Origin of the sequence: Paenibacillus sp. 481, assembly GCF_021223605.1 — a bacterium.
Classification (GTDB): Bacteria; Bacillota; Bacilli; order Paenibacillales; family Paenibacillaceae; genus Paenibacillus_B.
This window is the reverse complement of the sequence record NZ_CP075175.1, coordinates 4,304,700-4,322,141: the sequence shown is the minus strand read 5'-3', so window position 1 is coordinate 4,322,141 and position 17,442 is coordinate 4,304,700. Positions and strand designations below refer to the sequence as shown.

General features: G+C 45.7%; 1 protein-coding gene. It reads right to left on the bottom strand.

The window, feature by feature from the left end; all coding sequences use genetic code 11:
• Positions 1 to 45 precede the first annotated feature (45 nt).
• On the bottom strand, positions 46 to 17,412 hold the full coding sequence (locus KIK04_RS18960) for a non-ribosomal peptide synthetase (protein ID WP_232275149.1): 17,367 nt from the start codon (positions 17,410 to 17,412) through the stop codon (positions 46 to 48).
• Positions 17,413 to 17,442 lie beyond the last annotated feature (30 nt).

Below are 17,442 nucleotides of genomic sequence, written 5' to 3'. Positions count from 1 at the left end.
TAGAAAAACGTCTATTCTCTACCTAATCTACTTACTACATGCTTGCTACAATAAATCAACCATTTCTCCAATTGCATCAAGCTCTTCCAAGGTGAGTTGGTCATCGCCAACATCACTCGGCGTTATGTCCGAATCTTCTTTGCTCATACAGTGCTTCATGCATTGTAGAAGCTGCTCTTTATACGTTTGAACTAGCGTACTCATCACGCTTGTATTAAATTGCAATGTCGAATACGTAAGTGTTACACGTAATTGCTTGTCAACAACAACCCCTGTAACATCTAACAGATGTTTTCTTTCTGTATCCATCGACAATCCTGTCGGCATCGGTGATAACGCGAATTCCCCTTGAGCCAAGGAATCAAATTGACCCAAATAATTAAAGCTCACTTCCGGACATAAAGAACCTTGAAGACCATTACGCAAAGCAGGTTCTGTTAAATAACTTAATATTCCGTACCCAATTCCCTTGTGTGGAACGCTTCTTAGCATTTCCTTCACGGACTTGAGCTGGTACCCGATTTCCTTAGCATGCGACATATCTAGGTGAATCGGGAACATCGATGTAAACCAACCCACTGTGCGCGTTATATCCAAATTAGGAATAATATCCTCTCGACCATGTCCTTCGAGCTGAATAAGGAAGCTGTGCTCGCCTGTCCATTCTCTTAAAGTTAATCCTAGGGCTGTCAACATTAAATCGTTTACTTCCGTACGATATGCACGATGAACATCTCCGAGTAAGTTGGCTGTCTCTGTTACGGATAGCACCATCGTTTCATGACTAATATCGGCCCATTTATTTTGCTGTGTATCATTCATTAACGGAATGCTTTTTCCTACTTTTACTTTGGACTCAATCTCTTTCCAGTACTCGATTTCATGTAAAGCTCGTTTGCTATTCGCATACTGTTGCAATTGTTCAGACCATTCTTTAAAAGAATGGGATTTATGTGGCAGCTTAATTTCCCGATTGTTTTCTGCCTGCCTGTAGGCATCTGCCAAATCTTCGAACATAATCCGCCAAGAAACCCCATCAATAACCAAATGATGAATAGCGATTAATAAATGATCGCCTTCCGCTGTCTGATACAAACCAAGTTTGATTAACGGGCCCTCTTGCAGACTCATTTTAGACTGTAAAGCAGTCGATAGACTCTCAATTCGCAGCCTTAACTCGGTTTCATCTGTCAAGTCAGTCAAATCATGTACATCGATCGAGTACATACGCCCCTGCAAGCCACGATTCGTTTGAATGACTCGCTCTGCCTCTACCTGATAGCTCATGCGCAGCGCATCATGGTGTTTGACGAGGCTATCCATGGCGTAGCCAAGCACATCTGGAACAAATCGCTCTTTTCGGTACAACATCATTGCTTGATTCCAATGGTGCATCTTCTGGAAGCGATTGTTAAAGAACCAAGCTTGAATCGGCGTCAATCCAACTTCACCTGTAATAAGCCCTTGATCAGCCTGAATCGTTTCCTGTCTTATAAATGGCCCGATCTGTTCCACGGTTGGGTACCGGAATAAATCCTTAACATCGAGTTTATAACCACGATGATTGAGCTTCGCTGCGATTTGAATAGCTTTAATGGAATCACCGCCAAGCGAAAAGAAATGATCGCGAATGCCAACTGACTCCAGGCCTAATATGTCGGCCCATACTTGACATAGCATTTCTTCGATTGGATTAGTAGGCGCAGCATCGGCATGACCATCGCTGAGACTTCTGTCTGGCTCAGGTAAAACACGCTCATCTACTTTGCCATTTGCCGTAAGTGGAAGCGCTTCTAGCCCGACATAGTATGTCGGAACCATATAGTCCGGCAGCGCTTGCGCAAGCCATGTGCGCAGCTGTGCCACACTCCATTCCTTCCGACCAACTACATATGCCGCTAAATACACGTGTCCGCGACTATCCTGCTTCCCTAGCACGACAGCCTCTTTCACCGCTTCATGCTGGATGAGACGTTGCGTAATTTCACCCAGCTCCACCCGAAATCCACGCACTTTCACTTGGCTATCGATCCGGCCTAAGTATTCGATGTTTCCATCCTCACGCCAACGCGCCAAATCGCCTGTCCGATACAGCAACCCCTCCGCCTCGTACGGGTTTGCTTCGAACTTTTGTGCCGTCATCTCTGGCTGGTGCAAATAACCTTGCGCCAGACCTTCTCCTGCCAAGCACAGCTCCCCTGGAATCCCGATGGGCTGCAGCTTGCCATCCTTGCTCACAATGTACACACGTACATTATCAATCGGCTTTCCTATCGGCAAATTCGTCTCCGCTTCCTGTACGCTGTAGCTCGTTGCCACTACCGTGTTTTCGGTCGGTCCATAGTTATTGACGAGCTGGTAGCTCTGCTTCCGATACGTCTTCAACTTCTCCCCGCCTGTCAACAACAGCCGTAACGAGCTGTTGTCCAGTTCCATAAAGGGCTCGCATATTGGCGTTGGCAAAAAGCTTATCGTTATGCCATTCCGCTCCATAAATGCGTTCAGTCGTTGCACATCCGTCCGCGCTTCATCCGGAACGATGAATAACGTGGCACCCGCAATCAAATACGGGAACACTTCCCATACCGAGGCGTCAAATCCAAACCCCGCAAACTTTGTACTCCGATCCAATGCCGTCACCGAGAAGTGCCGGTTATGCCAGCAGGAAAGGTTGACGAGTGAGCGATGCGCGACGGCTACCCCTTTTGGCTTGCCCGTAGAGCCTGACGTATAAATGATATACGCCGAATGGCTCGCTTCCACGCTCGTCCGGTTCAAGGATATCTCCTGTTCGTTCTCTGTGTGCAGGCTCAACAGGTCCACATCCACGACTTCTCCAGCAAAGGTGGTCGACTTCAGTCCTTCTCGATGCGTCACGACTAAGCTCGTTCCACTGTCTTGTAGCATATATTCGATCCGCTCCTGCGGATAGGCGGGATCAATCGGCATATACGCCGCTCCAGACTTCAGAATACCTAACACACCGACTAACATATCCAATGAGCGTTCCATCATAATGCCGACAACGGTATGGATGCCCGCTCCCTTATGCCTTAGGATGCTGGCTAGCTGATTGGCACGTTCGTTCAGCTCCCGATACGTCAATTGAACATGCTCGGCCTTGCCCCGCCCAGCTTTCTCCACCTCATGTTCCGCATCGTCACTTGCAGTCTCGAACACAACAGCCGGATGATCCGGCGTTAACGCTACCTGTCGTTCAAACAGCTCATGAATCGTGCACTCCACCGGATGCGCGACAAATGTATCGTTAAATACGTCCAGCAGTTGTTTCTCCTCCGAAGCAGTCAGCACATGCAATTCAGACAAACGTTCATTAGGCTTGGCCACAATTTGCTCCAATACGTGAACAAAGTGTCTTGCCATTCGCTCCATCGTGCTCTGCTTAAACAGCTTTGTATTAAATTCAAATTCGATCACGATTTGCTGGTCCGACACCATGGCACCAACCGTTAAATCAAATTTAGTATACAAGTGTTCAAAATCGTACGGACTAAACGAGATATCTCCTTTTCCCACCCCACTCTGTTCCTCATTTTTAAACGTGAACATCGTATCGAACAATGGATTTCGTCCTAAATCTCGTTCCGTACCGAAACGCTCAATTACTTTTTCTAAAGGATAGTCCTGATGCTCCTGCGCCTCCAGCACGTTGTTCTTCACCGTTGCGAGAAAATGGCTAAACGATTGTCCCTCTTCTAATTGAGTGCGAATAGCAACCGTGTTGACGAACATCCCTATTATTTGGTGTAGTTCTTGCTTGGCACGCCCTGACACAGGAATCCCGACAACTATATCGTCTTGCCCACTATAGATGTGCAGCAGCTTATAGTACGCAGCAAGCAATGTTATAAATAAAGTCGCGTTTTGCTTAGCAGCAAACTGCTGTAAGGAATGGCTCAAAGGCGCATTCAGCTTCTTCAAAATGCGATTACCTTCAAATTGCTGAATCGCTGGCCTCGAAAAATCTGTTGGCAACTGAAGCACGGGCACATCCGTGTCGAATACACGTTCCCAATATTGTTCGTGTTGGGCATTTACGCTGTCAGACAGTCGATTGAGCTGCCACACCGCGTAATCTTTAAACTGGAATGGTAAATCAGGAAGCTCATCTCCATGAAGCAACAGTTGTAACTCCTGCATGAACACCTGTAATGACATACCATCTGAAATAATGTGATGCATATCGAGCAGGAATACATATTCAGATGTCGTGATTTGTACTAATTTCATACGAATAAGTGGTCCTTCACTTAGATCAAATGGTCGTATAAATGCTTGTATAAGTGACGGTATGCTCTCTTCTTCCGTTTGACAGTAGCTAAACACTGGAAATACCGCCGAATTTGCGTCATGAATACGCTGCTTCAGCTCTCCCTCAACCATTTGGAAAGTGGTGCGCAATGCTTCATGGCGTACGACCAAATACTCACACGCTTGCTGAAAACGCTCCACATGTAAGGAGCCGTTCCATTTCATCACGGCTGGCATGTTGTAGCTCAAGTTGTCGTGATTGAACTGCTGTAACACGAACAGCCTGACTTGACTTGGCAGCGCCGGATACAAGTCACTTGGGTCCGCAGACTTGATAGGATCAACAACAGCTCTAGGCAACATGCTCGCGCCATAATTGCGCTCATCCGAGTTCACACCTTGAATACGGGAAGCGCTAGCTGCGTCTATGCCCGCAGCCATCTCGCGAACAGTCGTTTTCGTAAATACGTCACGGAAAGGTACTTCAACGTTCAGTATCTCCTGTATGCGTGCTATGAGCAGTGTAGCTTTTAATGAATGTCCACCAAGCATGAAAAAGTCATCTTCAGCACCAACCTGTTGAACGGATAATATTTCTGACCAAATCAGAACGAGCTGCTTCTCCGTTTCCGTTGCCGGAGGAACGTACACATTGTCACGTTCAACACCGCCAGTCGGCTGCGGAAGGCTCTTAGTATCTATTTTTCCACTTGCAGTATAAGAAAAAGTCTCCAATTGTACATAACTAGCCGGAACCATGTAATCGGGAAGCTCTTTTTTAAGATGCTGTCGCATTTCAGCCGTCGTCTTAACACGATTTGCGACGACATACCCACACAAGTATGGCTCATTCTGATCCGTATGAATGACCGTTACGATTGCATCCTCGATTCCATCCAGTTCTAACAATCTCGCACGTATTTCGCCAAGTTCGATTCGATAGCCACGTACTTTTACTTGCTGGTCTTGTCGCCCTAAGTAATGAATGATACCCTCAGGGTCCCAGACAGCAAGATCGCCGGTACGATAAATGGTTTCCCCGGTTAACACAGGATGTGGAGTGAACTTCTCGGCTGTCAAGTCTGGCCTATTTAAGTAGGCTACGGCCAACCCTTCCCCTGCCAAACACAACTCGCCTGGCACGCCTATTGGCTGGTGCTGATCGTCCCGACTTAAAATATATGCCCGTACATTGCGAACGGGGCGGCCAATCGGAGTAGGCCCTTGCCAGTTACGACTGATGTTAAATTGTGTCGCATAAATGGTAGACTCCGTAGGGCCATACAAGTTAACGAGCTCTGCGTGATCCAGCTGACTATAAAAGAGAGCGACCAAATCGTTAGAAAGTGCCTCGCCTGCTGCAAACACATAGGTCAACCGGTTCATGATATGAATCCGGTGTTTGTTCACAAACATCAACCGGAGCATAGACGGTACAAAGTTAATATGACTAATGTGATGCTTCTCAATTGCAGTCAAAATCGCCTGCGGATCTCGTTCATCACCCGCTTTGAGCACAACTAATCTGCCTCGACCCACGATCCACCCGAACAATTCAGCGACAGATACATCAAACGTATAAGTGGTCTTGAACAAGTACGCGTCATCTTCACAAAGCGGATAGTCCATCTCCAGCGCATGTAAAATGTTAACCACACTGCGGTGCTTAATTAAGACACCTTTGGGCTTGCCCGTTGACCCTGAAGTATAAATGATATAAGCCAAATCGTCGGGGTCATTAATCTTTTCAAGATTCGTGCTTACTTCTACATAAGCCGTTTCTCGATGAAGTACGATAATCTCTTGACTGAGCGAGTTCATATGCTCTACTAAATGATGTTGGACAAGAACAACCTGTGCTTGACTATCTTCCAGCATGTAAGCGATTCGTTCTTCTGGGAAATGATGATCAAGTGGTAAATAAGCCCCTCCTGCCTTGAGAATCGCTAAGATTCCTATCACCATTTCTACTGAGCGCTCGGCAAGGATGCCCACGATTTGATTGGGACCTACACCTTTTGCTCGTAGTAAATGAGCGAGTTGATTAGCAGACTTGTTCACTTGTTCATACGTAAATTGCTCTTCCTCGTCTACCAAAACAATACGATCTGGATGAAGCGCAGCTTGTTCCTCCATCAATTGATGAATCGTTTTGTCTTGCGGGAACGATGTTTCGTTACTGCAAAACCGATCAACAATTTGTCGTTGCTGTTCCTCACAGACCCATTCCAATTGCGCAATACTTTGCTCAGGCTGCTCAATTATGGCATGAATTAATTGTATGAGATTGCTCGACATCCGCTCGATGGTATCTTTGCGGAACAGATGCGTATTATACTCCCATTCAAACGAAAGCTGTCCCTTGTAAGCCGTGATGCCCACCGTCAAATCGAACTTTGCCGTACGATTTTCCATTTCATAAGGCTGCAAGGCCACTTGATCTAGGCTGTACGCGACACTGTCCATATTTTGCAGGACGAGCATCGTATTGAATAATGGACTATGGCTAAGATTACGGTTTACATCAAGCTGTTCAAGCAATTGTTCCAGCGAATAATCTTGATGGATAAATGCATGTAACACATTGCGCTTGATTTCCTGTAAAAAGTGTGAAAATGTCTTGTCTGCTGCCGGATAGTTCCTTAAAGCTAACGTATTGACAAACATGCCTGCCATACGTTCCACATCGGCATGGGTCCGCCCCGCAATTGGCGTGCCGACAATAATATCCTCTTGCCCCGTACACTTATATAGAAAGACGTTATATACGGATAACAGCAGCATGAAAAGGGTTACTCCCTTTTGTTCTGATAAGCGATATAACTGCTCGCTAGTTGATTTTGAAAGTTCAACGCGAATCCGATTGCCGTCAAATTGCTGTATCCGTGGGCGCGGATAATCGGTATGCCATTCAAGCACCGGCAGTTCGCCACTCATCTCTTCAACCCAGAACGATTCCTGCTGTTTCATTTTGTCCGAACTGTAACATTGCTGCTGCCACACTGCATAGTCCTTATACTGCAACGATAACTGCGGTAATGCCTCTCCACGATAAAGCCTCATTAACTCTTCAAGATAAATATTCATCGACATCCCATCGGAGATCGTATGATGCATATCCAACACAAGGAGACTGCGGTGTGTATCGACACGAAGGAGACATATGCGTGCAAGCGGAGCCTGATTTAACGCAAATGGTCGTACCCACTCCTGTAACCAATTATTTACGTTGCTCGCAATAGTTCCAATCGTCTCAACAACTTCAAGCTTGATAGCAGCCTCGGAATGCACACGCTGGACCAACTCGCCATGTTTCATTTCCAGACTCGTACGGAGAATTTCGTGACGGTCGGACAGCAGATGAACAGCGTGATCCAGCCGCTGTAAATCGATTTCACCGTGTACCTCAAAAGCGATTGGCATATTGTACAACAGACTGCTGCGATCCATTTGAGAAATGACATAAAGCCGCTTTTGTGCTGAAGTTGCCGGGTACACTTCCTTCACTTCCGCAGGTTGAATGGATATATAGCCCGTGTTGGCAGCATCATCAATGATAGAAGCCATTTCTTTTACATTTGGGTACTCAAACACCTGCTGGAGCGAAAACTGTATACCAAACTCCTTCTGAATTCGTGACGTAAGAATCATCGCTTTCAAAGACTGACCACCGATGTCGAAGAAATTATGGTGCAAGCCTACTGATCCAATACCTAATACCTCTTCCATCATCCTAGCGAGACGTATTTCTGTGACCCTTTCTGGGGGAGCATACTTTTCACTAAAAACGTCTTCTTCAGGCTTTGGTAGCAGGCGCTGATCAATTTTCCCATTTGGCGTTAACGTAAATTGCTCGACTTCTACTAAAAAGGCAGGCATCATATAGCCTGGTAAAACCGACCGCAAACTTTGGCGCAATTCCGAGCGCGAAATCGGCTGCTGCGCGACATAATAAGCACATAAATACGCTTGCTCGTGCTCGTCCAGCATAGGAATGACAATCGCTTCTTTCACCGCTTCATGCTGTACGATACGCGCCTTGATTTCATCTGGCTCAATGCGAAAACCACGTATTTTGAGCTGTTTGTCCATCCGACCAATATAATCAATATGGCCATCGTAACTAAACTTGGCGAGATCACCCGTTAAGTAGAGCTTTTTCCCAGGCTTAAAAGGATGATCAACAAATTTTTGCAGCGTTAGTTCATCGTTATTTAAGTAACCCTCCACCAAGCCATCACCGGAAAGGCATAATTGTCCGTGAACACCTATAGGCTGTATTTGCAAATGACTATCTAAAATGTACGCTTCCGTATGTGAAATCGGCTTTCCAATCGGAATAGTAGCTGTATTCGGATCGACAACATCAATTGGATAGTATGTCGCAAACACTGTGCTCTCTGTTGGTCCGTAAACATGAACTAATTTGCCCGGCCCCGTTACTGCAAATGCCTTCTGAACATGCGTTAACGATACTTTTTCGCCGCCGAACAATATTTTTCGTACCCTAGACAAGCAGTTTGGATCGTAATCAATCAGCGTATTGAACAAAGCAGTTGTAATGAAAAAGACCGTAATCTGCTGTTTGCTTATCGTCTCCGCTATGCTGTGTAAGTTCATATCCTCGCTGCTTAGCAGCACGAGCTGAGCTCCATTTAAGAGAGCAGCGTAAAAATCAAATGTGGAACCGTCAAAAGCATAATTCGATAATTGCAAAATGCGATCGGTAGGTACTATTTCAATGTAATTGGTATGCTTGACAACACGCGTAACATTATAATGAGCTGTTAAATTGCCTTTCGGCTTACCTGTAGAGCCTGACGTATAAATAATGTAAGCCAAATCACTCGCGGAATAGATGCCAGGCAGATCAAGTGATGGTTGTATCGCATGATCCATACTTGGATTACTAGGCTCACTACGGACAGCCTCGTTCACATCAATAACTTGTCCCTTGAAGTTTGTCGGGATGTTATCCGAACCTTCTGTAGTCAATAACCAAGCAGCTCCACTATCTTCAAGCATAAATTGGATTCGATCGGCCGGATAATGCGGGTCAACGGGTACATAGGCTCCCCCAGCTTTCAGCACGGCGATTAGCGTTACGATCATATCGATCGAGCGGTCAAGCAGCAGGGCAACAATGCTCTGCCGAACAACGCCACGATCCCGCAACGCCTTGGCTAAACGATTCGCGCGGACATTTAGCTCCGCATAGGTCAGCTCACTTCCGTTATGCACAACAGCAATACGATCTGGTACTAGTGCCACCTGCTCCTCGAACAGCTCTTGAATCGTTCTATCCCTTGGATAACCAACATGGGCTACATGTATCTCATTGAACTCGTTTATGAATTGATGCTCCTCTTCAGCAGATAACATCGAAATCTCATGCAGCGGAATTTCTGAATGTAAAGCAACTTTGCGTATTAATTGCTGTAAATGTTTGACCATCCGTTCAATTGTCGCGGTTCCAAATAAAGCCGTGTCGAACTCCATTTCAAAAACTAAACCATTCGCTTGCTCACTTGCTGTAAGCATCAGGTCAAATTTGGCTGCCCCTGTTTCCAATTCTATCGGTGTAAAACGAGCAGACTCGACTACCCTTGGAGTTACATCAATGCTTTGCAGCGCAAACATCGTGTCAAATAAAGGATTCCGGCTCGTATCACGCGCAATTCGTAGCTTCTCTACTAGCCGCTCAAGGGAAAACGCATAGTGTTCAGTGACGTGAAGCACCTGATCTCGTGTTTCTTGCAGCAAGCTTACAAAGCTCTTGTCGGACTGTGGATATAATCGTACAGGCAATGTTTGCACAAACATGCCCATGACCTGCTCCAGATCGGCATGATTTCGACCGAGCATAGGAGTTCCAATGATGATATCTTCCTGCCCCGTATACTTAGCCAAAAACTGCGCGTACACCGTAAGAAGAATCATATTAAGGGTTGCACCATGCTTCGCACCCATATTTTTCAAGACCTGCACATGCTCCTGCTCGATTGAAAATTGGATACGCGCTCCGCGATATTGCTTGACCGTCGGGCGGAAATAGTCGGTCGGCAACGCAAGCACCGGAATATCGCCTGCGAAAGCTTTCAACCAATACTGCTCCGCTGCTTCACTTGCGGTCGAAGCTTCTTGATCTAGCTGCCACACCGCATAATCTTTATATTGCAGCTCAAGCGATGGCAGTGGCTTTGCTTCATATAAATCGAGCAGCTCCTGCAAAAATAGCTGCATCGAAACACCGTCCGAAATAATATGATGCATATCAATGAATAGCACGGCAAATTCGTCTTTAACTTGAGCAACTGCCGACCGCAGCAATGGTGCCTGCGACAAATCAAACGGCTGAATAAACGCCGTAGCTAGCGATTGCCAATTGTTAGCTTCGACTTCCATGACTGGCAAGCAGAAGTCAACTTTTTCATGCACGCGCTGCTTAATTTGACCTCCCTCCGCTGTAAACGAGGTTCGCAACGATTCATGGCGCTGAATTAAGCTTTGTAATGCTCGCTCTAATCGTTGCGCATCAAATGAACCATCTATGCGAAGGGCAACTGGCATATTGTAGCTCAGACCAGCATCTTCAAACTGCTGGATAATAAATAATCTTGCCTGCTGTGCAGTAGCTGGATAGCTGTCGCTCGGTTGAGCCGGCATTATCCGGTCAAAAGAAATTCGATCCAAAATTTGTATAAATTTCGCTTGCTCGCTGACAGTTGGATACTGGAAAATACTACGCAGCGGCAAGTCGACTCCAAATTGTTTTTTTATTCGTGAGGACAATACGATCGCTTTAATCGAATTGCCTCCGATTTCAAAGAAATGATTGTGAATGCCTACTCTATCCACACCCAAAATCGATTCCCATAAGCGAACAATACTCTCTTCCGTTTCATTGGTAGGTGCCGTAAATTGTTCGCTAATTTGCTTATTTAAATCAGGAAGCGGCAGTGCAAGGCGATCCACTTTCCCGTTGGGGGTAAGTGGTAGCTGGTCCAATTGGATGAATTGATCTGGGATCATGAACTCGGGTAAACCCGCACGTAAAAATGTACGCAGAGCCATCACGGAACAGTCGGAATTCAATGTGTAGTGAACACATAGTAAAGGCTGTTCGTTAATCTTGTCATACACGCTTACATAAGCTTCGCTTACAGCTGGATGCATGACTAAATAACTAGCAATTTCACCAGGCTCAATGCGGAAACCACGAATTTTAACCTGCTGGTCGATACGACCGATATATTCGATCTGTCCATCTTCCGAGACACGAACCAAGTCCCCTGTCCGATACAGCTTCTCGCCAGACACATATGGGTGCGCCACGAATTTCTCAGCAGTTAATTCGTGCTGATTCAAATAGCCTTCGGCCAGCCCGTCTCCACCTAAGCATAGCTCCCCCGGAATTCCTCGCGGCTGCATTCGCATTTTGCCGTCCATGACATACGCTTCTGTGTTAGCTAGCGGACGACCGATCGGCACCGTTGCCGCACCTTCTTCCACCTCCCGTATCGAATACGCCGTGGCAAATACCGTGCTTTCCGTCGGGCCGTAGACGTGTGTCAGCACATCTTCTCCTACCACTTCCAGTGCTTGTCGAACGTGGGACACGGATACGTTCTCCCCGCCGAACAATACTTTGCGCACGTTCTTTAAGCAGCTCGCATCCAAATCAATCAACACATTAAATAACGCCGTTGTAATAAAGAACACCGTAATGCCTTGCTCTCGAATCGTTCCTGCAAGCTTCCCGATGTCCGTCACATCTTCACGCTTCAATAGCACCAGCGTCGCACCATTCAACAACGCCCCGTAAATATCGAACGTTGAACCATCAAAAGCATAGTTGGACAATTGCAGTACGTTGTCCTTCTCATCGATTTGAATGTAATTCGTTGCTTTGACTACTCGACTTACATTGTAGTGCTTTACAAGCGTGCCCTTGGGCTTCCCTGTGGAGCCAGACGTATAAATAACATACGCCAAATCGTCTGAGCTGCTGTCTACAGCTACATCGCAGCAATCCTTCATCTGCTCATCGAACCGTTGTGCGTCAGACATGGCTTCCTCTATCACGATAAGCTTTCCTTTAAATTGTTGCAGAATAGGTATTGCTGCATATGTATCGTGCTTAGTAGCACCTGATGCCGCTTCTGGCCTAGCTTCCGGTGTCGCTTCTGATGCCGCTTCTGCTATCGCTTCCGACACGGCTTTCGCAACAACTTCAGCAACAACTTCAGCAGCATCTTTAGCAGCAACCTCCGCAGCAGCGATCAAATGCGAGCGCGTTACAAGCCATGCCGCGCCGCTGTCCTCTAGCATGTAGCGAATACGCTCGAGCGGATTGTCGGGATCAATGGGAAGGTACGCTCCCCCTGCCTTGAGCACAGCCAGCAGCGCGACAATCATTTCTACCGATCGATCGCACAGCACAGCTACGATCACATTCGGCCCTACCCCCTGAGCGCGCAGCACGCGTGCCGCGCGATTCGCCTGTTCATTCAGCTCGCGGTATGTCAGCGTTTGACCTTCACACACAATAGCCGTATGGTCCGGTGTTCGCTCAACTTGCTCCAAAAAGTGCTGCTGTAACGTTTTTTCCTTGCCGTACAGGGTCTTGGTTTCAGTTAACCTCGACTGGAGCCATTGCACTTCTTCAGGCGTAATCATCGTTATTTCTGACAACGTCTGCTCACCATTGTCAACCAATTGATTCATGATTTGCACAAAGTGCGTCACAAGTCGTTCAATCGTTTGGCGCTTGAACAAATGCGTACTATATTCAAATTGGCAGATGAGTTTGTCTTTCTTCTCTAAGACTGTCAATGTTAAATCTACTTTAGACACATTCGTTTCAAGTTCGTAGGCGCTAAATGCGATATGTTCCGAGCTAACTTCTGTCACATCGCTACTCAAGTATGAAAACATCACATCAAATATCGGATTGCGGCTTAAATCTTTTTTAACATTTAACTTTTCAATCATTTCCTCTAGCGGATACTCCTGATAATCGTACGCACGCAGTACTTTTTTCTTTGTGTTTCCCAAAAATTGTATAAATGTCATATCATCGCTTACATGACTACGGAGCGGCAGTGTGTTAACGAACATGCCAACGACTCGTTCCACATCTGGATGGAACCTTCCCGAGACTGGTGAGCCGACAATGATATCGTCTTGACCCGTGTATTTGTGTAAAAGCACCTTGAACATACATAAGAACATCATATTCATCGTGGCGCCGTATCGAGCTGATCCGGCCTTAACTCGTTCCAGTACGTGCGGCCCTAGCTCGAATTGAACTCGGCTTCCTGCGAACTTCTGAACAGACGGTCGTACAAAATCAGTTGGTAATTGCAGCACCGGTATTTCTCCCGCAAGCGCTTCTAACCAATAAGCCTCCTGCTTGTGGAAATAATCTGACTGCATCCAATCTTGCTGCCATACCGCATAATCTTTATATTGCAGCGGTAAGTTTGGCAATATTTTCTCATCGTACAGGTCTAGCAACTCCGTAAGCATCACATCGACAGAAATACCGTCTGCGACCAAATGATGAATATCTATCATTAAATAGTCATCCTCACCTTGCACACGAACAACACGTACACGCATTAGCGGCGCGGCACCTAAATCAAAAGGGCGCACTTGCTCCTGAAGAAGGGAGGTTACCTGATCGGGATCGGATTCCATAAATTCAAGATCAATGCGGGCCTGCGGATGAATCTGTTGCATAAAGCTCCCATCGATCATCGTAAAAGAAGTTCTTAACGATTCATGACGCTCTGTCAGCCATCGAATGGCTTGCGATAACCGCTCTACCTCTAAATAACCACTTACCCGCAATACGATTGGAATATTATAACTTTTCTCTGCACCTTCAAATTGTTGAATAACATACAATCGTTTTTGAGCAGACGACACTGGATAATACTCCGCAGGTTCTGCTGGATGAATCAACACAACCGCTTGTCTCTCCTTGGCATCAATCAATACACCAAGTTGCTGCACCGATGACGCTTGGAACAACTCCTGCAATGATACTTTGATATTAAATTGTTGAAGTATACGTGCAGCGAGACGCATCGCATTTAATGAGTGGCCGCCCAAATCGAAAAAGCTGTCTGTCACACTTAACGTTTCAATGCCTAAAATGGATCTCCATATTTCAGTAAGCTTTTCTTCGGTCAACGTTGATGGATGAACAACATGCGTCGTATTTGATAATTGCATCGGCTCCGGCAAAGCTTTACGGTCTACCTTGCCATTCGCAGTCAGCGGCATCTGATCAAGTGCTACAAAATAGGATGGAATCATATAGTCTGAGAACGTTTGAGCCAAATGACCCTTTAATTCATCGACACTCCATTTCTTACAAGGAACGAAGTAGGCACACAAATACATTTGCCCATTGAGATAATGTCGGGCCATGACAAGTGCTTCCTTTACAGCCTCATGCTGTAGCAGCCGCTCTGTAATTTCACCTGGCTCGATCCGAAAGCCACGAATTTTAATTTGATGGTCGATTCGCCCTAAATAAACGATGTTGCCATCTGGCAGCATCTTGACCAGATCTCCCGTCCGGTACAACTGCTCCCCTTGGATAAAAGGATGGGCAATGAATGCTTTAGCAGTGAGCTGTGGATTGTTCAAGTAACCCGCCGCTAACCCATCTCCACCGATAAACAACTCCCCCGCAGCCCCCATTGGTACTGGTTGTAAATTATCGGTCAGCACGTATGCAGTCGTATTGCTAATCGGTTTCCCGATCGGCACTGTTCCCAGACACTCGTCAAGTTGCTCAATCGTGTAAGCTGTGGCGAACACCGTGCTTTCAGTTGGACCGTACACATGCACGATTTTTCCTGGTCCTAAGTACGCAACCGCACGTTGTACGTGACTAAGCGACACGAGTTCCCCACCGAACAATACTTTACGCACATTCGCAAAGCATTCGATGTTGACATCCACAAGCGTGTTAAATAAGGCCGTTGTGACAAAAAATACAGTGACCTGCTGCTCACGAATAATATGGGCTAGGCCTGACGCGTCAAGAAGCGTATCTTTGGACAGCATCACCAGCTTCGAGCCATTCAGTAAAGCACCAAAAATATCGAATGTAGAGCCATCAAAGGCATAACTAGAAAGTTGCAGTACAACATCTTGTTGTTGTAGGGATATATAATGCGTATCGAGAACGACTCTACTCACATTGTATTGGCGGATTAACGTCCCTTTAGGTCTACCAGTGGAACCTGATGTGTAGATTACATAAGCTAAATCCTCCGCAGTATGATTAGCGCATGGATTATACTCATCACCCTTTATGTACTCCTTATCTTCAAAACCTATCACTTCACATGCACTATCAGCCAAAGTAATAGAGATATCGGAACTGCTATCTATGAAATGCTGCTGGGCAACAATCCATTTCGCTTCGCTATCTGACAGCATAAATGCGATTCTTTCTTGAGGGAAATCTGGACTTAGCGGCAAATAGGCTCCACCCGCTTTCAAAATACCAAAAATACCGACCAGCATCTCAAGCGAGCGTTCTGTCATTAAGCCTACGATTGAATTAGGCTGTACACCTTGGCGAATTAATCGATGCGCCAATCGATTTGCTCGTCGATTTAATTCGCGGTAAGTAATCTGCTCCCCCTCATATACAACGGCAATGTGATCGGGCGAACGTTCAACTTGACGTTGAAACAACTCACTTAACGTTTTATTTCTTGGATATGTGGTTTGAGTTTGATTCCAATCTATCAATACTTCCTGTTGTTCTGTTTTCGATTGGACTAGCAGCTCAGATACTTTCTGATGAGAACTTGAAATCATCATTTCCAATACGTGTTCAAGCTGTGTAGACATTCGCGCAATTGTACGTTCATGAAACATATCGGCATTGTATTTAAATTGGAACTCAACACCATCATTTACTGTAACCGCAAGAGTAAGATCAAAAATCGTCATTTCAAAGGCAATGTAGGAAAGCATATTTAAAGCGTAGTCGCCTTTTAAAACGCCATCGAGCGGGAAATTTTCCACTACGATAATCGAGTTAAACAATTGCTCTTGGGGACTTAACTGGGTGTGTTGTTTTATCTCGGCTAGTGAACTGCTTTCAAAAGGAATTGTCGCATTCATTTTTTGATTTATATGTTGCAACAACTCATCCAAAGTGGTCTCTGGATTAGCCTGAATGCGCATCGGCAACGTATTAATGAACAATCCAACGAGATCATCGATATGCTTAACTTCGTTGTTGCGACCAGATACCGTCGTTCCGAATATAACATCGTCACCGTTGTTGTATTTTTGCAGCAAGACACCCCATGCGCCATAGAGCACAGATGCGAGCGTAATTTTTCTTGATTTCGTAAACTGCTGCAAACGATCGCTCACACTGGACTGCAATTTTGACCGATATTGTCCAGTCTGCTGCACCGAATGATTCCGCTTGTCTGGTATATCATATGGCAACATCGTTTGCGAGTTCCACCCGGACAATTGTTCTATCCAGAACTGGCGCTGCTTGTCTTTATCTATTTTTCGCAAGTACATCATATAGTCTTTATATGTCGTTTGCAGCGGTTTACGAATTGGCTCTTCATTGACGAGCATGCGATGAAACGAAAAAAAGTGCTTCAATAAAATCGCATTACTCCAGCCGTCAAACAAAATATGATGGTTGCTTACCGTAAGCTCGCATTCGTAATCATTCAGCTTGCACCACGTAATCCGAAAAGCAACTTCTCCCAAATCAAACTTTTCCAAGCGATCATCCGTACGAATTTGTTCTAGACAACGCTGTTGTTCGTCTGCTGGCACACGAGAGAAATCATGCACACGTAGCTGGATGTGGTGCTTTTTTAAAATAATTTGAACCGGACTATCCATCTTTTCCCATCTAAATAGAGTACGCAACGGTTGATAGCACTCAATTACAATATTCCATGCTTTCTCTATTCGCTCAGCATCAATTGTTCCTGTCAACCGCATACTCATTTGCTGAAAATGAAGATCACTTTCCGGACTTTGTACATAATGAAACAGCATTCCCTGCTGCATCGAGGTAAGCGATAAGATATCTTCCACGTTGTTTTTGTCCAATTTCATGCTGGCCATAGCGTTTGTTTTCCCCCTAGTAAAATTACC

What these genes read in the sequence shown, in the direction of transcription:
- KIK04_RS18960 (WP_232275149.1), bottom strand. Translation starts at nt 17,412, where the DNA reads ATGGCCAGCATGAAATTGGACAAAAACAACGTGGAAGATATCTTATCG.